Below are 20,197 nucleotides of genomic sequence, written 5' to 3'. Positions count from 1 at the left end.
TCGTGACCTTTTGGCTCGCCCTTCGCAGGCTGCTCCCGCTCCTGGCGGTGATCGGCCTCGCCCTTGCGCCGGTGACCGCATCCGCGGCCGCCGCAGGCATGCGCGCGCCGACGGCCGTTCAGGGGCACGCCATGGCGATGCCCGACGAAGCCATGGCCGACATGGCCGGGATGGCCATGGACGAGATGCCGTGCTGTCCCAAGGAGCGGCCGGATATGCCCGACTGCTCCAAGGGCTGCCCCCTGATGGCGCTTTGCCTGGCGAAGGTCGCCACCGGGCTGCCGGTCGCCGTCGGACTTCCGGGCCGCGTCGGCGGCGTCGAGGGGCCGACCTGGGGCGTCACCGCCTCCTTCGACAGCCTGTCGCAAGGGCCGCCCACCGAGCCTCCCCGAGCCTGAACCCGATGCCGCCGGCGCCTGCGCCGGCAGATCCCGCGCGCCTGAAGGCCCGGGTCCCATCGTTTTCAGGAGATCATCGACCGTGTCCAACACATCGTTTTCGCGCGCGCTCACGGCTGCGCTGCTCGGCCTCGCCCTGACCGCCGCGGCCCGGGCCGACACCAAGGACTACGAGTTCCAACTGGTGAAGGACGAGGCCAAGCAGGGCGAGGCCATCCTCGACGTCCGCCTCGTTGACAAGCGCACGTCCAAGCCTGTGCCGAACGCCGTCATCTTCGCCAAGCGCATCGACATGGCGCCTGACAGCATGGAGGAGATGACCTCCAAGATCGAGCAGCTGCCGTCGCCGGAGCCGGGTCTCTACCGGTTCAAGGTGAAGCTGACGATGGCTGGCAGCTGGCGCCTCTCGCTCGGGGCCAAGGTCCAAGGCGAGACCGGCACCGTCGAGAACAAGCTGGTGTTCAAGGCCACCAAGTGAGCCGGAGAGCATGGCTGGCCGGGACCCTCGCCGCGCTCGCGGCGGGGGTTTTGGGGTATGGCGCGGGGCATGAGGGCAGCCCCGTGCCGGCGCTCGTCCAGCAGGCGCGGACCGGGTTCGTCCACTGGCTGCCGGGTGCCGAGACAAGGTCCGCTGTGCCCGCTCGGGTCCCGACCAAGGCGACCGGTCCCGTGGTCTACTACCGGGACCCGGACGGGAAGCCGGACTACTCCGCCGAGCCCAAGCGCACAGCGGACGGTCGAGACTATCGCGCCGTCCACGCAAGCGAGGACGTGCGCTTCGACGAACCCGACGAGCCCAAGGCGATGCCCGACCCCGGGCACGGCGACATGGCCATGGGTCAGACCACGATGCCGGCGACAGGTGCCCGAAAGGTGCGCTTCTACCGCAACCCGATGGGTTTGCCGGACACCTCGCCGATTCCGAAGAAAGATTCGATGGGGATGGACTACCTTCCCGTCTACTGGGGCGAGGACACCGACGACGGCACCGTGAGGATCTCGCCCGGCAAGCTCCAACGCACCGGGGTCCGGACGGCAATCGTCGAGCGACGGGTCCTGTCGATGCCGGTGCGCGCGCCCGGCGCCATCGAGGAGGACGAGCGCCGGATCTCGGTCATCGCGATGCGTACCGACGCCTTCATCGAGAAGGTCGAGCCCGTCACCACCGGCGACCACGTGCATAAGGGCCAGCCACTCCTCCGCCTGTTCTCGCCGGAGATGAACGCGGCCGCCGCGCAGTACCTTACCGGCATCGGCTACGAGGGCGCCCGCCGGCGCCTGGAGAACCTCGGCATCCCGCCCGAGGTCATCGACGAGATCGAGCGATCCCGGAAGGTGCCTTCCACCATCACGTGGTCGGCGCCCCGCGACGGGGTCGTGGTCGAGCGCAACGTCTCCGACGGCATGCGCGCCAAGTCCGGCGACACCCTCTTCAAGCTCGTCGACCATTCCAGGGTCTGGGTCCTGGCCGACGTGACCGAACGCGACTTGGCGGCCGTGGCGGAGGGCCAGACGGCGACCGTGCGCGCCCGGACGTTCCCGGACCGCGTCTTCACCGGCGCGGTGACCCGGATCTACCCGCACCTCGCCATGGCGACCCGGACCGCCCGCCTGCGGATCGAGTTGCCGAACCCGAACGGCGACCTGCGCCCGGGTATGTTCGCCGACGTGACGATCGCCACCGGCAGCGACAGGCCGGTGGTGGCGGTGCCCGACGACGCGGTCATCGACACCGGCATCAGGCAAGTCGTCCTGCTCGACAGGGGCGAGGGTCGCTTCGAACCGCGGCCGGTCAGGCTCGGCACCCGCGGCGACGGCTACGTCGAGATCCGCGACGGCATCGTCGCCGGGGACCGCGTGGTGACCTCGGCCAACTTCCTCATCGACGCCGAGAGCAACCTGAAGGCGGCCCTCCAAGGTCTTTCCGAGCCGAAGCCCGATCCCGGCCCGCAGGCCGCCGTCGAGGGGAAGGCGCCATGATCGCCCGCCTCATCGCCTGGTCGGCGAAGAATCTAGTGCTGGTGCTGATCGGGACCGTCTTCGCGGTGGGAGCCGGGCTCTACGCCCTGAGGACCCTGCCGCTCGACGCGATCCCGGACCTCTCGGACGTCCAGACCATCGTCTACACCGAGTACCCCGGGCAGGCGCCCCAGGTCATCGAGGACCAGGTCACCTACCCGCTGACCACCGCGATGCTGACGGTGCCCCGGTCGAAGGTCGTGCGCGGCTTCTCGTTCTTCGGGGTCTCGTTCGTCTACGTCATCTTCGAGGACGGCACCGACCCGTACTGGGCCCGGAGCCGGGTGCTCGAATACCTGAACACCGTGGCCAGGCGCCTGCCGGCCGGCGTGACCCCGAACCTGGGACCCGACGCGACCGGGGTCGGCTGGGTCTACCAGTACGTGGTGGTCGCCAAGGAACGCACGCTGGCCGAGCTCCGCTCGCTTCAGGACTGGGTCGTCCGCTTCGGGGCGTCGCGTGCCGAGGGCGTGGCCGAGGTCGCGGGCGTCGGCGGCTTCGTGAAGCAGTACAACGTGGTCGTCGATCCCAACCGGTTGCGGGCGCAGGGCATCACCCTGTCCAAGCTCCGGGAGGCCATCCGGGCGAGCAACGCCGACGCCGGCGGCCGTACCGTCGAGCTCTCCGAGTTCGAGTTCGTCGTCCGTGGCCGCGGCTACCTCAAGAGCGTCGCCGACATCGAGAGCATCGTCCTGAGGACGGAGGCGGGCACACCCCTGCGGGTGAAGGACGTGGCTCGGGTAGAGCTCGGTCCCGACGAGCGCCGCGGCATCACCGAGATGAACGGCGACGGCGAGGTCGCCGGCGGGATCGTCCTGCAACGGTTCGGTGCCAACGCCCTGAACGTCATCGAGAACGTGAAGGCCCGGCTTTCCGATGTCGCCGCCAGCCTGCCCAAGGGCACGGAGATCCTGCCGGTCTACGACCGCTCGCACCTCATCGAGGCGGCCATCGAGACCCTCAAGGGCACGCTGATCGAGGAAAGCGTCATCGTCGCCCTCGTCTGCGTCGTGTTCCTGCTTCACGTCCGCAGCGCGCTGGTCGCGATCCTGATGCTGCCGGTCGGCATCCTGATGGCGTTCGCGGGCATGAAGGCCCTCGGGCTCGGGGCCAACATCATGAGCCTGGGCGGCATCGCCATCGCGGTGGGCGCCATGATCGACGCCGCCATCGTGATGATCGAGAACGCCCACAAGCACCTGGAGCGGGCGGACCCCGGCAAGCGCCGGGTCGAGATCCTAATCGAGGCCGCAAGCGAGGTTGGGCCGTCGCTGTTCTTCTCGCTCCTCATCATCACGGTGAGCTTCCTGCCGATCTTCACGCTGGAGAGCCAGGAGGGCCGCCTGTTCGGTCCGCTGGCCTTCACCAAGACCTTCGCGATGGCCGCGGCGGCAGTCCTGTCCCTGACACTCGTCCCGGCGCTGATGGTCCTGTTCGTCCGCGGCCGGATCATCCCCGAGCACCGCAACCCGGTGAACAGGCTCCTGATCTGGATCTACCGCCCTCTCATCGCCGGCGTCCTGCGGGCGCGTGTGCTGACGATCCTGCTGGCCTTGGTCGTCCTGGCGGTGACGGCGTGGCCGGCGAGCCGGCTCGGCTCGGAGTTCATGCCCGACCTCGACGAGGGGACTTTGATGTACATGCCCACCACCCTGCCGGGCATTTCGGTGACCAAGGCCGGCGACCTGCTGGCGACCCAGGACAGGATCATCAAGTCGTTCCCCGAGGTCGCCTCGGTCTACGGCAAGGCCGGACGGGCCAACACCGCGACCGATCCGGCGCCGAGCGAGATGTTCGAGACCATCGTCAACCTGAAGCCGAAGGTGGATTGGCGTCCCGGGGTCACGACGGCGAGCCTGAAGGCCGAGATGGACGCCGCGCTCCAGTTCCCCGGGGTCTCGAACGCCTGGACCCAGCCGATCCGCGCCCGCATCGACATGCTCTCCACCGGCATCCGCACGCCGGTCGGGATCAAGGTGCTCGGGACGGACCTGACCGAGATGGAAAAGGTCGCCCGCCAGGTCGAGGCGGTGGTGAAGGTGGTGCCGGGCACGTCGAGCGCCTACGCCGAGCGCGTCCAGGGCGGCTACTTCCTCGACATCACCCCCAACCGCGAGGCGCTTGGCCGGTACGGGCTGACGGTCGGGGACGTGCAGGACGTGATCGGGATGGCGCTCGGCGGCGAGAGCGTCACCAACACCGTCGAGGGCAGGGAGCGCTACACCGTCAACGTGCGCTACCCCCGGGCCTTTCGGTCCGACCCGCGATCCATCGCCTCCGAGGTCCAGGTGCCGATCCCGGGCGGGGGGACCGTGCCGCTCGGCGAGGTCGCCAAGGTGCAGTTGAACCGCGGCCCGACGCAGATCCGGACGGAGAACGGGCAACTCGCGGTCTTCATTTACGTCGACGTCGCCGGTCGCGACCTCGGGGGCTACGTTGCTGAGGCTAGAGCGGCGGTGACCAACGAGGTCAGGCTTCCCCAGGGTACCCTCGTGCAGTGGAGCGGGCAGGTGGAGTACCTCGACCGGGCGACCGCCCGGCTCAAGATCGTGGTGCCCCTGACGCTGCTGATCGTGTTCCTGCTGCTCTACCTGAACTTCCGTAGGCTGACCGAGACGCTCATCGTCATGCTGTCGTTGCCCTTCGCCCTCGTCGGCGGGGTCTGGCTGATGTGGTGGATGGGCTTCAATCTGTCGGTGGCCGTGGCGGTGGGCTTCATCGCGCTGGCAGGCGTGGCCGCCGAGACCGGGGTGATCATGCTGGTTTACCTCGACCACGCGCTGGCCGAGATCCGGGCCGAGCGCGATAGGGCCGGGCTGACGTTCACCAGGGCCGACCTGCGGCGGGCGATCATGGTCGGCGCGGTCGAGCGGGTGCGCCCGAAGATGATGACGGTGGTGGCGATCATGGCCGGGCTCCTGCCGATCCTGTGGAGCACCGGCTCGGGCTCCGAGGTCATGCAACGGATCGCCGTGCCGATGATCGGCGGCATGGTCTCCTCGACCCTGCTGACCCTCCTGGTGATCCCGGCGGTCTACGGCTTCGTGAAAGGGTGGGGGCTGCCGCGGTCCGAACCGAATACCATCGACCCCGAGGCCCGACTTGTAACGTTATGAACAATCTGACGGATTGAAACCATGCCCTGGGCCGACTCCCGGCCCCTTGCCGACACTCCGAAGGTCCGCTCCCAGGCTGTCGAGGCAGAGGCCAACGACCGGGTTGGGTGGCAAGCAGCTTGGCTGCTTTCAGTCGCAAGACGTTCTAAAGCGGACCAAGGATGAATCACCGTCTCCGGACGGTCGGTCCAACTCATCTCAGGGTCGAATTTTGTTAAAGCCGGATGCCGACTTCATCAGAGGCGATGCCACCGGCGCGAAAGTGCTCTGCCTCGGGAGACAGCGTGATTCACGATTGCAAAGCCCCGGTCACGCGACGTCTCGTGCTGGTCCGGCATGGCCAGAGCGTAGCCAACCGATCCGGCCTGTTCACGGGATTGCTGGACTCGCCCTTGACCGAGCAGGGCCGGATGGAAGCCGAGGCAGCCGGCCGGCGTTTGGCCGAGCGCCGCTGGCGCTTTTCTGTTGCCTTCACCTCGACGCTGACGCGGGCCGTCGTGAGCGGCCGGCTTATCCTCGATGCGCTCGGGCAACCCGGATTAATCCCCCAACGCTTCGCCGCGCTCGACGAGCGAGACTACGGCGACCTCAGCGGGCTCGACAAGACCACCGCCGATGCGCGCTGGGGGGCGGTGCGGATTGAGACCTGGCGCCGCTCCTACGCTGATGCGCCGCCGAATGGTGAGAGCCTGCGCGACACTGTCGCGCGCATCGTGCCCTGCTACCTCCGATCCATCCTACCGGCGGTCATGGGCGGGGACGTGCTGGTCGTCGCCCACGGTAATTGCCTGCGGGCGCTTGTGATGGCGCTCGAAGACCTCAACCCGGCGGAGGTCGAGCACCTCGAACTCGCGACGGGCTCCGTCAGGATCTATGAGTTTGCCGCGGACACGACGATCAAGGCACGCTGGATTGACGGGTGAATGCGCTTGTCGGCCCCCCAGAATGGATCTCCGCAAGCCGCGAAGGGGCCCCTTTTCATCTATTCCGTTGATGGGAAACATCTGATCATTCCGTTGGAGTGAATGAAAGGGACATGGGATTCTCTGGCATCACATCGGAGCCATCCATGTCCATGCCCAGACTTTTCTCCCACCCTCGATCGATGGGCGCCTTGGCCGGCACGAAAGCCATCCTTCCGGGACTGGGCCTCTGCGTGGCGGTCACCGCCGCAGCGGTCGGCTTCGAGGCCGTCGAGGCGCATCTGTTCGGTCGCGCCTGGCTCGAAGCCCTGGTGCTGGCGATCCTGCTCGGCAGCGCGATCCGCACGGCCTGGACCCCGTCGCAACGTTTCTTTCCCGGCATCGCCTTCGGGGCCAAGACCGTACTGGAGATCGCGGTTGTTCTTCTCGGGGCCTCGCTCAGCCTCGCGACGATCTTGGCGGCCGGTCCGGGTCTGCTCTTCGGCATCGCGGGCGTCGTCACGGTGGCGATCCTGTCGAGTTACGGCATCGGTCGGGCGCTCGGGCTGCACCCGCGCATGGCGATCCTCGTCGCCTGCGGTAACTCGATCTGCGGCAACTCGGCCATCGCCGCCACGGCGCCGGTGATTGGTGCCGACGGCGAGGACGTCGCCGCCTCCATCGCCTTCACCGCGGTTCTAGGCGTGCTGGTGGTGCTCGGGCTGCCGCTACTGGTGCCCCTGCTCGGTCTCTCGCCGATGCAGTACGGGGTGCTCGCCGGCCTCACCGTCTACGCTGTTCCGCAGGTTCTCGCCGCCACCGCGCCGGTCGCGGCACTCAGCGTCCAGGTCGGAACCCTGGTGAAGCTCGTCCGGGTGCTGATGCTCGGCCCGGTCGTCCTGGTGCTCTCGCTCGGCGCGAGCCGGCTGGGCGAGAAGACCGACGAGGCCGCCCCCGGCGTCACAGCCGGCGACCGCCCGGCCCGCGCCAGCCTCGCGATCCACCGCCTGGTGCCGTGGTTCATCCTCGCATTCCTCGCGCTCGCGGGACTTCGCTCGGCCGGGCTGATCCCGCAGGTCGCGCTCGCGCCGATGTCGGAGACCGCCAACGTGCTGACCGTGGTCTCGATGGCGGCGCTCGGCCTCGGGGTCGACGTGCGCAGCGTCGCCAAGGCCGGGGCGCGGGTGACGCTGGCGGTAGTCGCCTCGCTCCTCGCGCTCGGCGCCGTCAGCCTCGGCCTGATCCACGTGCTGGGCCTTGTCTGATCCGGGTGTGGATCCGGCTCCACCACCGATCCAGGTTTTCATCCGGCGCGATGCCCCGAAGAAATCCGGATTAAGCGGGAGATTGAAAATTCTCGAATCATCGCACCGGGAGATCGTTCGCATCGCGAAAGACCGTTGGAGGGAATAAATCGCTTTCCGTAGCATCTCCCTTGTCGCGAGGAATCGCCACGAGGCCCGATGCGCTCGAACGCATCGACGCCGACATTCTTCAAGGGGAGAGACCATGCACGGATTGGACAGACCGACGAACCGCCGCCTCGTCCTGGGTGGACTCGGGCTCGGCAGCCTCGGCGCCGCGTTGCCGGCCTGGGCCGCGGGCTCGGTGAAGCTGCCGCTGCCCGGCGGCCCGGACGAGCGGGCGCTGACCACCGCCTTTCCGGGCAAGGGCGAGATGATCCTCCAGCGCACCCATCCGCCGCTGCTGGAGACGCCGTTCTCGGTGTTCGACGCGGGCGTGTTCACCCCCAACGACCGCTTCTACGTGCGCTGGCACTGGGCCTCGATCCCGACCGAGGTCGATGCCGGCACCTTCCGGCTCAAGGTCCACGGCCATGTGGAGAAGGAACTCTCGCTCTCCCTCGATGCCATCGCCGGCCTGCCGCGCTTCGAGATCGCCGCGGTCAACCAGTGCTCGGGCAATTCACGCGGGCTGTTCGAGCCGCGGGTGCCCGGCGCGCAATGGGCCAACGGCTCAATGGGCAACGCCCGCTGGACCGGGGTGCGCCTCAAGGACGTGCTCGAAAAGGCCGGGGTGAAGGCCGGTGCCGTGCAGGTGCGCTTCAACGGCCTCGACGAGCCCGTGGTCGACGACGCGCCGGACTTCAAGAAGTCCCTCGATCTCGACCACGCCAACAATGGTGAGGTGATGATCGCCTACGCGATGAACGGCGAGCAGCTCCCGCTGCTCAACGGTTTCCCGCTCCGGCTCGTGGTGCCGGGCTGGTACTCAACCTACTGGGTCAAGATGCTGTCCGACATCGAGGTGCTGGACAAGCCCGACGAACAATATTGGATGAAGACCGCCTACCGTATTCCCGACGTGCCGGGTGCTAACATCAAGCCCGGGCAGACAGGGTTCAAGACAGTGCCGATTAACAGGATGGTGCCGCGCTCGTTCGTCACCAACCTGACCGACGGCGCCAAGGTGGCGGCCGGAACGCCGGTGGCCATCCGCGGCATCGCGTTCGGCGGCGATTGTGGGGTGAAGGCGGTCGAGTTCTCCGGCGACGGCGGGGCGACGTGGTTCCCGGCGCAACTCGGTGCCGACGAGGGCCCCTACAGCTTCCGCCGCTTCGACGGCAGCCTGCCGGCGCTGGCCGCCGGGACCCACACGGTCAGGGTCCGCTGCACCAATACCAAGGGCGTCGCGCAAGGCATGGACCGGGTCTGGAACGCCAACGGCTTCATGCAGAACGGCATCGAGACCGTGTCCTTCCAGGCCGCTTGAGGAGAACAGCCATGAACACAATTCGCCCTGCGGCCCTCATCGCCGCGCTCATCCTGTCTCCCCTGGTGGCGCTCGCGGCGCCTGCTCCCGAGCCGATGCGCTTCAGTTCGCAATCGATCGAATTTCCGACGTCCGACCGGATCTTTCCGGACGGGCCGGGAGCCGAGGCGGTCAATAACAATTGCCTCGCCTGCCACTCGGCCGGGATGGTGCTGACCCAGCCCAAGCTCACGAAGGCGCAGTGGACCGAGACCGTGAACAAGATGGTCCACGTCTACAAAGCGCCGGTCGATCAGGCCGATGTGCAGACCATCGTCGATTACCTCACGGCGTTGAAGCCCACGCCCTGAACCCTCGAATCCCGAGGCCGCCGTGCTTTTTTCGCCGGCCTCGGGGAATAGACCGCCCTCGCTGGCATCTCCCTAAGGCGATGCACGGCCTGACCGGTCCCGCACGACGCAATCCGATTTCGAACTCGCCCGCACGGCCGGCCCCAGGCCGTCGAACGAGGGCGCATGCCCGAGAGACACGCTTCATGACCCACGTCCGTACCAGCCTCCGCGCCCTCCTCGCCGGAGCTGCCTTGCTCCTCACCCAGAACCAACCTGGATTCGCCGCCGGCTTCGACGGCGCAATCAAGAACAACGCGCTCGCCCTGAACGCCGCCGGCACGGTCGCCGCGGTGTCGAACAGCGAGGAGAGCGCCGTCATCGTCTACGACGTCGCCAAGGGCACGGTGCTCCGCCGCCTCGACGGCTTCGTCACGCCGCGCAACATCGTGTTCGCGCCGGACGGCGCCCGCTTCTACGTCTCCGACAGCGGCACGGGCCGGATCACGGTCTACGAGACCGGCACCGGCAAAGAAGCCGGCGTTCTTGCCGCGGGCCCCGGTGCGTTCGGCACGGTGCTCTCGGCCGACGGGACAAAGCTCTACGTCAACAACGAGGCCGCGAGCACGCTGACCGTGTTCGACACCAAGACCATGCTCGCAGTCGCCGTGATCCCCGGCTTTGCGCAGCCGCGCCAAGGCGTGAAGCTGTCGCCGGACGGCAAGACCGTGTTCGTGACGAACTTCCTCGGCGACAAGATCACGTTGGTCGACACCGCCACCAACAAGATCACCAGCGAGATCGCCGGGTTCGACAAGCTGCGCGCCATCTCGATCACCAAGGACGGCAAGACGCTGTTTGCCGCCAACAGCGGCCGCAACACCGTCAGTGTGGTCGATGTCGCCGCCCGCAAGGTCACGTCAGAAGTCGCGGTGGGCAAGGACCCCTACGGTGCCGCGCTGACCCCGGACGGGCGCTTCGTCTATTCGGGCAACCTCAAGGACAACTCGCTCTCGGTGATCGACACCGACACGCTCAAGGTCGTCGCCACGGTGACCGGGCTGAACGAGCCGCGCCAGGCGATCGCATTCTCCAGTGACAACGCCCACGCGTACGTCCTCAACCGCGACCTCAGCGTGGCCGTGGTCGACCGCGCGAAGAACGCGGTGGTTTCGACGATGAAGCCGTGAAGCGTCGCGCGCCGGGTGCCTTTCGGCGCCCGGCGCGTTCTCGATCTCGACACGTCGCGAACGCAGGACAAAGACCCCATGCTCGGCCTGTTCCAGCGCAAGGACCGCCTCATCGTCCACGGAAAGACGCCCTACAACGCCGAGCCGCCGCTCGATCGCCTGCGGGCCGCCTTCCTGACTGATCAAGCCGACTTCTACGTCCGCAGCCACGGCGACATCCCGGACCTCGACGCCGACGGCTACCGCCTGACCGTCGACGGGATGGTCGCGACGCCCCTCGACCTCTCCCTCGCCGATCTCAAAGAACGCTTCGCGCCCGTCACCGTGACGGCGGTGATGCAATGCGCCGGCAACCGCCGGGCCGACATGCTGGCGGTGGCCCCGGTCTCCGGCGACCCGTGGGCGCCCGGCGCCATCGGTAATGCGGAATGGACCGGCGTGCGGCTCGCCGACGTGCTGCGCGCGGCCGGCATCAAAGCGGATGATGAGCGCCACGTCGCCTTCGAGAGCCACGACCGGATCGCGGACACGGACACGCGCTTCGGCGCCTCGATCCCGCTCGCCAAGGCGCTGGCGCCCGAGACGCTGCTTGCCTTCGCGATGAACGGCGAGCCTCTCGCCCCCGAGCACGGCCATCCGTTACGCGTGGTGGTGCCGGGCTTTGCCGGCATCCGCAGCCCGAAATGGCTCGCCCGGATCACGGTGCAGGACCGGCCCTCCGACAACCCGATGCAGGCCGACGACTACAAGCTGTTTCCGCCCGACGTGACGGCCGAGACCGCCGACCCGGCCCACGGCATCACCATCGAGGCGATGCCGTTGAACAGCGCGATCTGCGAGCCCGCCCGCGGCGCTGCGTTGAAGGCCGGCCGGCACGCGATCCGCGGCTACGCCATCGCCAGCGACCGCGCGGTCGCCCGCGTCGACGTCTCGACGGATGGCGGCCGCAGCTGGGCGCAAGCCCGGATCGAGCGCGATGCCGACGCGCCCTACGCCTGGACGTTCTGGGAGATCGAGCGCGAACTGACCGCGGGCGAGCACGAGCTCGCGGTGCGGGCCTGGGATTCCGCCGGCCAGACCCAGCCGGCCGCCCCCGACGACACCTGGAACTACAAGGGTTACCTCAGCGCCGCCTGGCACCGGGTGCGAGTGACGGTGGCCTGACCCTCACGCCCAGAGCAGGGCGGTGGCCGCGAGGCCGGAGATCGCGATGAGCAGGGCCGCAATCCCGACGGTGAGGAGGCGCGGCATCATCGGGATCTCGGAATGGGCGAGCCGTGCCCGGATCGCCCGGTCCCGCCACACGGCGCCGGCGAATGAGGCGAGCGCGCAGCCGATCAGCGTCAGCGACAATACCTTCAGCGGCCAGACCGCGAGCACCTCCCGCAGGAAGCGCTGCGCGGCGAGGCCGACGCCTAGGAACGCGAGCCCGGTGCGAAGCCACGCCACGAAGGTGCGTTCGGCCGCTAGAACCGTCCGATCCTCGGCGAGTCTCACCCGGGGATCGTCGGGGGGCACGGGTTTCGCGAGCTCGCTCATCCGGCATTCGCTGTCGCGATCAGGTCGAGAAGCGCGTCGGCGGCCCGGCTGCGGTAGCGCTCCTTGTGGCGCAGCACCCGGAACGGCCGGCTCGGTAAGTCGAACGCCGCCCGGACCAGGGTCCCGGCCCGAAGCGCGGCGGCGACCACGGTCTCGGACAGGACGGCGGCCCCGCCCCCGGCCTCGACGGCGGCGCGGACCGCCTCGTTAGAGGGCAGTTCGAGCGTGACCCGAAGCTGGGCGGCTGCGAGGCCGGCCGCACCCAGGGCCGCCTCGAAGGCCGAGCGGGTTCCCGATCCCGCCTCGCGCAGCACCCAATCGACCCCGGCGAGGTTTTCGGGTTCGAGGTGGGTCGCCTCGGCGAAGGCATGGCCAGGGGCGACCACGAGGACCAGTTGGTCCTGCGCGATGGTCGTGCTCGCGAGCGTCGGGTCGTCCAGCGCCCCCTCGACAAAGCCGAGTTCGGCCTGCCCCGCGCGCACCGCGTCGGCGGCGTCGGTGGTGTTGCCCACCGCCAACCGGATGGCGATCTCAGGGTAGGCCCGGCGGAAGGCGACGAGGTGGCGCGGCAGCCAGTCGCTGGCGATGGTCTGGCTGGCATAGAGGGCCAGCGTCCCGCGTCGCATGCCACTGAGGTCGGCGAGCACCAGTTCGGCGGCCTCGGCCCGGGCGAGTACGGCGCGGGCCTCGACGAGGAACACGCGTCCCGCCTCGGTCAGCTCGATCCCGCGGCCGACCCGGTGAAACAGCTTGGTGGCGTGCCGCCCCTCGATGTTGGCGATCGCCGTGCTGACTGCCGACTGGACGAGGTTCAGCGCCTCTGCAGCCCGGGTCACGTGCTGCCGCTCCGCCACGGCCACGAAGATGCGGAGTTGGTCGAGGGTCATGGTTGCCGCGGCGGAACCGGCAATCCACGGACCTGCGCGTCAACCGCCTGCGCGACGGTCAACAGCCGCGCCTCGTCGGTGCGACCCGTCACGACGTAGGACATGCCGCCATCGACCCAGGAGAAGGCAGCGACATCGCCCTCGCGGGCGAAGCGGAACACCGTGCGGCCATCCGCATCGCCCACGCGGCTGTAGAGCGTCAGCCGGGTGCCGTGATCGTCATCGTACATCAGCATCGCGGCGGATTCGGAACCCGCCGGCAGCAGCCGGCCGCCCATCAGGCGGAAGCCGTAGGCCGTGAGGTCGGGGGTGGTCACCGCCCGGCCGAGGCGCTTCGAGAGCCACGTCACGAGGTGCGGCTTCTCGTCGGCGCGCACCTCCACCGGATGCACCGCCTCGACCACGTAGGTGCGGAAGGCCGCCACTGCGTCGTCGGTCGCCGGCTCGGTTCGCGCGAGCGTGACCGTGGGTACCTGCCGCACGGCATGGCCGAACCAGCCGGCGGCACCGCCGACCGCGAGGCAGAGCACGGCCGCAGCCGCGACCGGAAGCCAGCGCCCGGTTATCGGGCGATGTCGCGAGCGGATATTGGCGACCCTGAGCCGCGCCGGGATCGCCTCCTCGGCGATCGGCGCGAGGCGGGCACGCAAGCGCTCGCGCAAGGCGCGATCCGCCGAGACCTCGGCCGCCCGCGCGGGATTTCCCCTGAGCCATGCCTCGACCAGCGCCTGCCGCTCCGGTTCCAGACGACCGTCGATCAGGCCGTGCAGGTCGTCCTCGCCGACCGGGCGCGGATCCCCGCTCATTTTACCCTCCTCAACAAGCCGGTTCGGCCGGTTTCCAGAAAACTTCGCATCCGCTCCCGGGCTCGGCTTAACCGCGACATCACCGTGCCGAGCGGTACTCCGAGCACCTGGGCCGCTTCCGCATAAGACAGATCCTCAACCGCGACGAGCAGCAGCACCGAGCGCTGCTCCTCGGGCAGCGCATCGAGCCCGGTGAGCACGTCACGGGCTCCCATAGCGGTCTCGGGGTCGGCACCCGGATCAGGCACCTGCTCCAAAGCCTCCGCGCCGAGATCGACGCCGCGCCGGCCCCGGCGTCGAACAGTGCCGAGGAACAGGTTGCGCTCGATCGTGAACAGCCAGGCCCGCAGGTCGCCGTCGCGGCGGCGTCCGGACCAGCCGGACAACGCCCGCTCCAAAGTGTCCTGGACGAGGTCGTCCGCCGCTTCGCGGTCCCGTAACAGCGCGACGGCGTAGCGCCGCAACGCTGGGATCTGCGGTTCGATGAGGGCAGCGATCTCGTCCACGAGGCTTTACCGATCAGGGCTTGGCGATGTGCCATGCACCGTTGAGGAATCCGTCGCCGGTGATGTCGCCGGGCTTCGTATCCTTGGCGAAGGTGTAGAGCGGCTTGCCCTTATAGGCCCACTGCATCGTGCCGTCGTCCCGCGTCACCATCGTCCAGTCGCCACTAGCAGCCGAGCCGGGCGCCGCCATCAGGGCGGGCCAGTTGGCGGCGCAGGGGCCGTTGCACATCGACTTGCCGCCCATGTCCTTGTCGAAGGTGTAGAGGGTCATGCTCTTGGCATCGACGAGCGCCGGCCCCTTGGCAGTCTCGGCCGTCATCGCAGGCGCAGCGGCCTGGGCGGCGACGGCGGAGAAGGCGAAGGCCGCAAAGGCGGCGCGGATCAGCATGGTGCGCATGAGTGAGGTCTCCGGCGGTCGACCATGACCGCATTGGGAGAGATGCCGAACGGGCGCGTCTATTCCACTGACATTTGGAAAAGATCGATCACATCGGCAGGGCCGCGAATTCGTCCCCGGCCAGGGAATAAAACCGTTTCCCCGGCATCTCTCCCCTCGACAACGAACAGGGAGGACGGCTCATGCGCGGAGCATTGGGATTTGCGCTCACGGCCGCCGTGATGGCCGGCGGCCTCGTCGGCGGCCGGATGATGATGCCCCCGACGCTGGCCGCTGCCGAGCCGCCGGCCGTCGTCTCCGCGTCCTTCGACGCGGTGATGGCGCAGTCGATGACGCGGATGCATGCCGACATGATGGTCCCGCCCTCGGGCGATCCGGACCGCGACTTCGCCGCGATGATGATCCCGCACCACGAGGGCGCGATCGCGATGGCCCAGGCGGAGCTGCTCTACGGCAAGGATCCGGTCCTGCGCCGCCTCGCGCAGGGGATCATCGTCGAACAGGGCCAGGAGATCGCGGTGATGCGCCGGGCGCTCGCCGATCTCCCTCCCGCGCCGGATTCGTCCGCCGCAGCCGCCCACCTTCACCACCATGGCACGGCCCCTGCCGCCGAGATGCCTTCGGAGATCTGCCGATGAAGACCGCCCTCACCCTCCTCGCGCTCGCGCTGCTCTCCGGCTCGGCTCTCGCCGGGCAGGCCCCGGGCGCAGCCTCCGCACCGGACGTGCCGGTCAGCGGCAGGGACCGGTTCTACACCTCGGACCAGTTCTCCAACACGGTCTCGGTGGTCGATCCCGCCGCCAACGTCCTGCTCGGCGTGATCCGGCTCGGCGACCCGACGCCGATGAACCTGAGCCCGCTCTATCGCGGCCAGCTCCTCGTCCACGGCATGGGCTTCTCGCCCGACCACAGGACGCTGCTCGCGGTCTCGATCGGTTCGAACTCCGTGAGCTTCATCGACACGGCGACCAACACGGTCCGCCACACGGCCTATGTCGGCCGCGCGCCGCACGAGGCCTTCTTCACGCCGGACGGCCGGGAGGCCTGGGTGAGCGTGCGCGGCGAGGACTACATCGCCGTACTCGATGCCGCGACCGCCAAGGAGACGCGCCGGATCACCGTGCCGAACGGGCCCGGCATGACGATCTTCTCGCCGGACGGCGCCTACGGCTATGTCTGCTCCAGCTTCAGCCCCGAGACGGTGGTGATCGACACGAAGACCCACACCATCGTCGGGCGCGTGAAGCAGGAGAGCCCGTTCTGCCCCGACATCGCCGCGACACCGGACGGCAAGCAGGTGTGGTTGACCCTCAAGGATGTCGGCCGGACCCAGGTGTTCTCTGCGACGCCGCCCTTCGCGCCGCTGAAGACCATCGAGACCGGGCCGATCACCAACCACGTCAACATCGTCTCGACCAAGGCCGGCCAGTTCGCCTACGTGACGATCGGCGGCCTGAACCAGGTCAAGGTGTTCCGCACCGACGACTTCACCCAGGTCGCCACCATCCCGACCGGCGCCCTGCCGCACGGGCTCTGGCCCTCGGGCGACGGCAGCCGCGTCTATGTCGGCCTAGAGAACGCCGACAAGGCGGCGGTGATCGACACCGCATCGAACACCGTGATCGCCGAGGTTCCGATCGGCCAGGGGCCGCAGGGCGTGGCCTACGTCCCGAACGCCGTGCCGGAGGGGGACGGAAAGCAGAACCTCCAGCCGCTGGGCGCAGCCGGCAAGACCAGCGCGCTGACGCTCGCAGGCACCGATGGCAAGCCGGCGACGCAGGTGACCCTGTTCGACCAGGGCGTGCTGCAGACCCTGCAGGCCGCGGTCACGGGACTGGCGCCGAAGACGCCGTTCGTCCTGGCGCTCGCCGCCGATCCGAAGGGGGCCGCCGGCCTGGAGCCGCTCGCCGCCTTCATGACCAACCCGGCCGGCGCGGCCATCGTCAACGCCATCGGCCCGATCCGCCAGATCACCCGCACGGATGCCGGCGCGAGCCGGCGCTACCTCGTGGTGGTCTCGGGCAAGCCCGGTGAACTCGGCGGCGTCGTCCAGATGCAGACTGTGGATTGAACGGGCGGCCTCACGAGCGCGGGAAGCGGGAATCCGAGAGCATGCGTTCGCAGCGCGCGTCCGACTGCAACGTCTGCTTTCGAGGCCGCCGTTAGATTGCTCCTATGACCTAGTTGGGTCGGATACGGCACGTCCGCTCCAGCGCGAAAAGCCAAGGTCCGCTCCCCCTTCATCCCGGACGTTTGTGGCGGTACACAGCGTCAGATTTTCAACACTAGCGCTGCAAAGCGGGATGACGCTGGTCAACCTGTTACGCCCTCTTCGCCTGATAAAAGTTGAGTTTTGGAAGTACGGACCGCGCTTGGACTGCGAGGGCTCCTGTGTCAGGTCCCCGCCATCACGTCGCGACACCTGAGCCCGGGTGTCGTCGGATACGATAAGGGGCCCCGAAGGGCCCCTGCAGATCACATGCGATGGTGGCGATGGCCATGCCCGTGGCGCATCATGTGGCCACGGTGGTGATGATGGTGCCGCAGCATGTGCCCACGATGATGGTGATGGCGCATGCCATGGCCGCGATGACCGTGCATACCGTCCATCCGGACCTCAGTCACGGCGGTCGGGGCATCGACGGCGCCGATCATGCCGGGGGCGGCCGAGGCGGGGGCGACCGCAGCCGCACCCAGGGTTGCCAGGATGGCGGCGGCGAAAAGGGACTTTCTCATGGGCTTCCTCACGTCGTTGTCGGCAATGCGTCGAAAACGACGGCACCCGAGCCTTGGGAACGGCTCCGCTTCCAAGACCGTTCCGCGGGGTACGTTCTCCTCCCGCTCGCGTGCCTAACGGTACATTCGAATTCCACTGCGCTGGCCGGCCCGACCTTCGACTCAGCTGGCAATATCACCGAACGGCCTTCACCCAGCCCTGACCGGCCAACGATGATGCAGGTCGTCGATGACGAAGGCGTGGGCGTGATGGTGGCCTCCATGCAGGTGCGGGTGCCGGACGTCGAGGTCCGCGTGGGCATGCTCGATCACGTCGGGATCGTCCACCGGCCATAGTCGGGCAGCCGCGGCGACGCCTACAAGCGTCACGCCCCCGAGGATCGCCAGCGTGGCGGGCATCCCCATGGACGGGCCGAGCCAGCCGGCCAACGGATAGGTGAGCAACCACGCGGCATGGGACAGGGCGAATTGGGCGGCGAAGACGGCCGGCCGGTTCTCCGGGGTCGCCGAGCGGCGCAGGAGTCTGCCGGTGGGGGTCTGCACGGCGGAGTAGGCGACGCCGAGCACCAACCAGGTCCCGAGGAAAAGCGGCCAGCCGATGGTCCCACCCCAGGTCATGGCGGCGACACCCAGGAGAACCGCGCCGAGCAGGGCTGCCGCCGGGATCATCACGGCCCGGTCGGAGAGCCGGTCGAGGAGGCGGGGCAGCGTCAGGGCGGCGATCATGGAGCCGCCCCCGAACAGCCCGAGGGCGAGGGCCACGTCGGTCTGGGGGCGTCCTAGAAGGCCCTGCACGATCACCACGGTGTTGACGATGACCATGGCGCCGGCCGCGGCGACCGCAAGGTTCAGGGCGAGCAACCCGCGCAGGCGCGGCGTCGCGAGGTAGATCCGAAGGCCGCGCGTCGTCCGGTCGTAGACGCCGCCATGCGGGTCGGACCGGGTGGCGGTCGGCAAGGTCACGGACACCACCAGAGCCGCCGAGCACAGGAAGCCGACGACCGTGCCGCCGAACAGCGCGTTGTAGGGCACCACGGTCAGGAGAAGGGCCGCCAAGGTCGGGCTGAGCAGGTTCTCCAGGTCGTAGGCGAGGCGCGAGAGCGAGAGGGCCCGGGTGTAGTTCCGTTCGTCCGGCAGGATGTCCGGGATGGTGGCCTGGAAGGTCGGGGTGAACGCCGCCGAAGCCGATTGCAGGACGAAGATCAGGGCGTAGACCTGCCAGACCTGATCGACGAAGGGCAGCGTCAGGGCGATGGCGGCGCGGACAAGGTCCGTGCCCGCCAGGAAGGCGCGTCGTGGCAACCGGCTCGTGAAAGCCTGGGCCACCGGGGCGACGAGGACATAGGCGATCATCTTGATGGCCAGCGCCGTGCCCAGCACCATGCCGGCGCGGTCACCGGCGATCCGGAATGCCAGTAGCCCGAGGGCGACCGTGAGCAGGCCCGTGCCGAGCAGGGCGATGACCTGGGCCGCGAACAGATGGCGATAGGTGCGATGGGTGAGGACGCTCAGCATCGGGTCCTCAAAGGTACTTCGCCAGCGCCTTGAACTCGGCCAATGCCTCGGTCGCCCCCTTCGCGCCGTTCTCCATCCCGTGCCCGAGGCAGTGCTCCATGTGGTCCTGGATCAGGATGCGCTTGGCGTTGGTGATCGCGCTCTCGACCGCATGGAGTTGCTGGGCGAGGTCCACGCAGGGTCGTCCCTCCTCGATCATGGAAATGACGCCGGCGAGGTGACCGTGGGCTCGCTTGAGGCGCTTGACGATATCCGGATGCGAGGCGTGTTCCATCCGACGATCCTGTCCCCCTGGAGGGGATATTCCAAACGTCCGGGCACGTCTGCCGGGGCCTTCATCGCATCGTGGCGAGCCAGCCGAACAGCACCAGGACCCCGGCGATCAGGATCGTGGCCATCAGGAACGCACGTCCGGCGGCCTTGCGGATATGCGGCCTCACCTTGCGCCGTCGTCCGCCTCCGCCTCCCCAGGTCTCCATCCGGCGACCAAGCTTCTTGCCCGTCACGGCACCGGAAACCGATTCCGACGGACACGGCGATGAACGGTGGACCGTTCCTCCCCTTGCATCGTCGGCATGCTCATTGGACGCCTGCGCCGATCAGGTCCGCCACATGGGCGTCGGCGGAATGGCCGGTGGCGGCGCGGTGGCTTTCCGAGCAGGCCGCATAGCCCGGGCCGGAGGCCGACATCACCAATTCCCGGGTACCGTCCGGCATCGCGCGCGTCGCCAGGACAGTTCGGCCCAAGGGCCATTCGAGTGACCCGGTGACGGGCCCCGGCCGCGGCTCGCCGTAGCGGCGAACCCCCTCGCGCCGGACGGCGTCGCGGGCGGTGGCGTGGGCCGCGTCGTCGAGCGGTCGCCCGACCCAGACGACCTGCTGGAGACCCTCATTCCGGCAGATTACCAGCACCACCTCGGCCGTATCGGGACCGGAGGCGAGGGGTCGGTCGTGCAAGTAGTACAGCCCGGTCAGGTTGGCCTCGCGGTCGACCATCGAGGGCTTGTCGATCCGGTCGACAGGACCCCACGCCAATCCGAATGGCCCCTCTCCGACGGATGGGTCAGCCATGGCCGCTCCGCTCCACGCCAGCAACGCCATCGCAAGCGGTGAACGGACGCGAC

General features: G+C 68.7%; 21 protein-coding genes. 12 read left to right on the top strand and 9 right to left on the bottom strand.

Annotated features, from left to right (window positions below; translation table 11 throughout):
- The first annotated feature begins 2 nt into the window (after nucleotides 1–2).
- From ASG52_RS18900 to ASG52_RS18855, 10 genes are all read left to right on the top strand, one after another.
- Nucleotides 3–398: a hypothetical protein gene (locus ASG52_RS18900; RefSeq protein WP_056097130.1), complete on the top strand. Its 396-nt coding sequence runs from the start codon at nucleotides 3–5 to the stop codon at nucleotides 396–398.
- A gap of 82 nt (nucleotides 399–480) precedes the next feature.
- On the top strand, nucleotides 481–876 hold the full coding sequence (locus ASG52_RS18895; protein ID WP_056097005.1) for a FixH family protein: 396 nt from the start codon (nucleotides 481–483) through the stop codon (nucleotides 874–876).
- Nucleotides 873–2,378, top strand: coding sequence for an efflux RND transporter periplasmic adaptor subunit (locus tag ASG52_RS18890; protein WP_056097001.1), 1,506 nt, complete (start codon nucleotides 873–875; stop codon nucleotides 2,376–2,378). The genes ASG52_RS18895 and ASG52_RS18890 overlap by 4 nt, the downstream gene beginning before the upstream one ends.
- Nucleotides 2,375–5,533: an efflux RND transporter permease subunit gene (locus ASG52_RS18885; RefSeq protein ID WP_056096999.1), complete on the top strand. Its 3,159-nt coding sequence runs from the start codon at nucleotides 2,375–2,377 to the stop codon at nucleotides 5,531–5,533. Before ASG52_RS18890 ends, ASG52_RS18885 begins: the two co-directional genes overlap by 4 nt.
- Before the next feature lie 284 nt (nucleotides 5,534–5,817).
- Complete coding sequence (locus ASG52_RS18880) at nucleotides 5,818–6,456, top strand: 2,3-bisphosphoglycerate-dependent phosphoglycerate mutase (RefSeq protein ID WP_055958948.1); 639 nt, start codon at nucleotides 5,818–5,820, stop codon at nucleotides 6,454–6,456.
- 182 nt (nucleotides 6,457–6,638) lie between these two features.
- Nucleotides 6,639–7,700 (top strand): YeiH family protein, encoded by a 1,062-nt coding sequence (locus ASG52_RS18875; protein WP_055958946.1) that lies wholly within the window; start codon nucleotides 6,639–6,641, stop codon nucleotides 7,698–7,700.
- A gap of 244 nt (nucleotides 7,701–7,944) precedes the next feature.
- Complete coding sequence (locus ASG52_RS18870) at nucleotides 7,945–9,168, top strand: molybdopterin-dependent oxidoreductase (RefSeq protein WP_055958942.1); 1,224 nt, start codon at nucleotides 7,945–7,947, stop codon at nucleotides 9,166–9,168.
- Nucleotides 9,169–9,179: 11 nt separating this feature from the next.
- Complete coding sequence (locus tag ASG52_RS18865; protein ID WP_055958939.1) at nucleotides 9,180–9,518, top strand: c-type cytochrome; 339 nt, start codon at nucleotides 9,180–9,182, stop codon at nucleotides 9,516–9,518.
- Nucleotides 9,519–9,703: 185 nt separating this feature from the next.
- Entirely contained in the window at nucleotides 9,704–10,687 is a 984-nt protein-coding gene (locus ASG52_RS18860; protein ID WP_055958936.1) for a beta-propeller fold lactonase family protein, read from the top strand.
- 78 nt (nucleotides 10,688–10,765) lie between these two features.
- Complete coding sequence (locus tag ASG52_RS18855; RefSeq protein ID WP_056096995.1) at nucleotides 10,766–11,851, top strand: molybdopterin-dependent oxidoreductase; 1,086 nt, start codon at nucleotides 10,766–10,768, stop codon at nucleotides 11,849–11,851.
- Nucleotides 11,852–11,854: 3 nt separating this feature from the next.
- On the opposite strand, the gene ASG52_RS18850 is transcribed toward ASG52_RS18855, so the two are convergent.
- From ASG52_RS18850 to ASG52_RS18830, 5 genes are read right to left on the bottom strand one after another with little or no spacing between them, the layout of a single operon-like run.
- Nucleotides 11,855–12,226 carry a YidH family protein gene (locus ASG52_RS18850; RefSeq protein WP_055958930.1) on the bottom strand — a complete coding sequence of 124 codons (372 nt, stop codon included), beginning with the start codon at nucleotides 12,224–12,226 and terminating at the stop codon, nucleotides 11,855–11,857.
- Complete coding sequence (locus tag ASG52_RS18845; protein ID WP_055958927.1) at nucleotides 12,223–13,113, bottom strand: LysR family transcriptional regulator; 891 nt, start codon at nucleotides 13,111–13,113, stop codon at nucleotides 12,223–12,225. The genes ASG52_RS18850 and ASG52_RS18845 overlap by 4 nt, the downstream gene beginning before the upstream one ends.
- Complete coding sequence (locus tag ASG52_RS18840; protein WP_055958925.1) at nucleotides 13,110–13,919, bottom strand: anti-sigma factor family protein; 810 nt, start codon at nucleotides 13,917–13,919, stop codon at nucleotides 13,110–13,112. The genes ASG52_RS18845 and ASG52_RS18840 overlap by 4 nt, the downstream gene beginning before the upstream one ends.
- The gene (locus tag ASG52_RS18835; RefSeq protein WP_055958922.1) at nucleotides 13,916–14,425 is read right to left on the bottom strand and encodes an RNA polymerase sigma factor; all 510 of its coding nucleotides are present in this window, start codon (nucleotides 14,423–14,425) and stop codon (nucleotides 13,916–13,918) included. Before ASG52_RS18835 ends, ASG52_RS18840 begins: the two co-directional genes overlap by 4 nt.
- Nucleotides 14,426–14,438: 13 nt before the next feature.
- Entirely contained in the window at nucleotides 14,439–14,822 is a 384-nt protein-coding gene (locus ASG52_RS18830) for a COG4315 family predicted lipoprotein (RefSeq protein ID WP_055958920.1), read from the bottom strand.
- Between the two features lie 182 nt (nucleotides 14,823–15,004).
- On the opposite strand from ASG52_RS18830, the gene copM reads away from it, so the two are divergent.
- On the top strand, nucleotides 15,005–15,460 hold the full coding sequence (gene copM / locus ASG52_RS18825; protein WP_055958917.1) for a CopM family metallochaperone: 456 nt from the start codon (nucleotides 15,005–15,007) through the stop codon (nucleotides 15,458–15,460).
- The gene (locus ASG52_RS18820) at nucleotides 15,457–16,893 is read left to right on the top strand and encodes a YncE family protein (protein WP_055958914.1); all 1,437 of its coding nucleotides are present in this window, start codon (nucleotides 15,457–15,459) and stop codon (nucleotides 16,891–16,893) included. Before copM ends, ASG52_RS18820 begins: the two co-directional genes overlap by 4 nt.
- Nucleotides 16,894–17,297: 404 nt before the next feature.
- On the opposite strand, the gene ASG52_RS18815 is transcribed toward ASG52_RS18820, so the two are convergent.
- From ASG52_RS18815 to ASG52_RS18800, 4 genes are all read right to left on the bottom strand, one after another.
- Entirely contained in the window at nucleotides 17,298–17,558 is a 261-nt protein-coding gene (locus ASG52_RS18815; protein ID WP_056096991.1) for a hypothetical protein, read from the bottom strand.
- Between the two features lie 189 nt (nucleotides 17,559–17,747).
- A complete protein-coding gene (locus tag ASG52_RS18810) occupies nucleotides 17,748–19,073 on the bottom strand; it encodes an MFS transporter (RefSeq protein WP_056096988.1) in 1,326 nt (441 codons plus the stop codon).
- Nucleotides 19,074–19,080: 7 nt separating this feature from the next.
- Nucleotides 19,081–19,347 carry a metal-sensing transcriptional repressor gene (locus ASG52_RS18805; RefSeq protein ID WP_056096985.1) on the bottom strand — a complete coding sequence of 89 codons (267 nt, stop codon included), beginning with the start codon at nucleotides 19,345–19,347 and terminating at the stop codon, nucleotides 19,081–19,083.
- A 305-nt stretch (nucleotides 19,348–19,652) separates the two neighbouring features.
- Entirely contained in the window at nucleotides 19,653–20,108 is a 456-nt protein-coding gene (locus tag ASG52_RS18800) for a threonyl-trna synthetase (protein ID WP_232627758.1), read from the bottom strand.
- Between the last annotated feature and the right edge of the window lie 89 nt (nucleotides 20,109–20,197).

This window comes from Methylobacterium sp. Leaf456 (genome assembly GCF_001425465.1).
Classification (GTDB): Bacteria; Pseudomonadota; Alphaproteobacteria; order Rhizobiales; family Beijerinckiaceae; genus Methylobacterium.
This window is presented reverse-complemented; position numbering and strand designations above follow the sequence as displayed.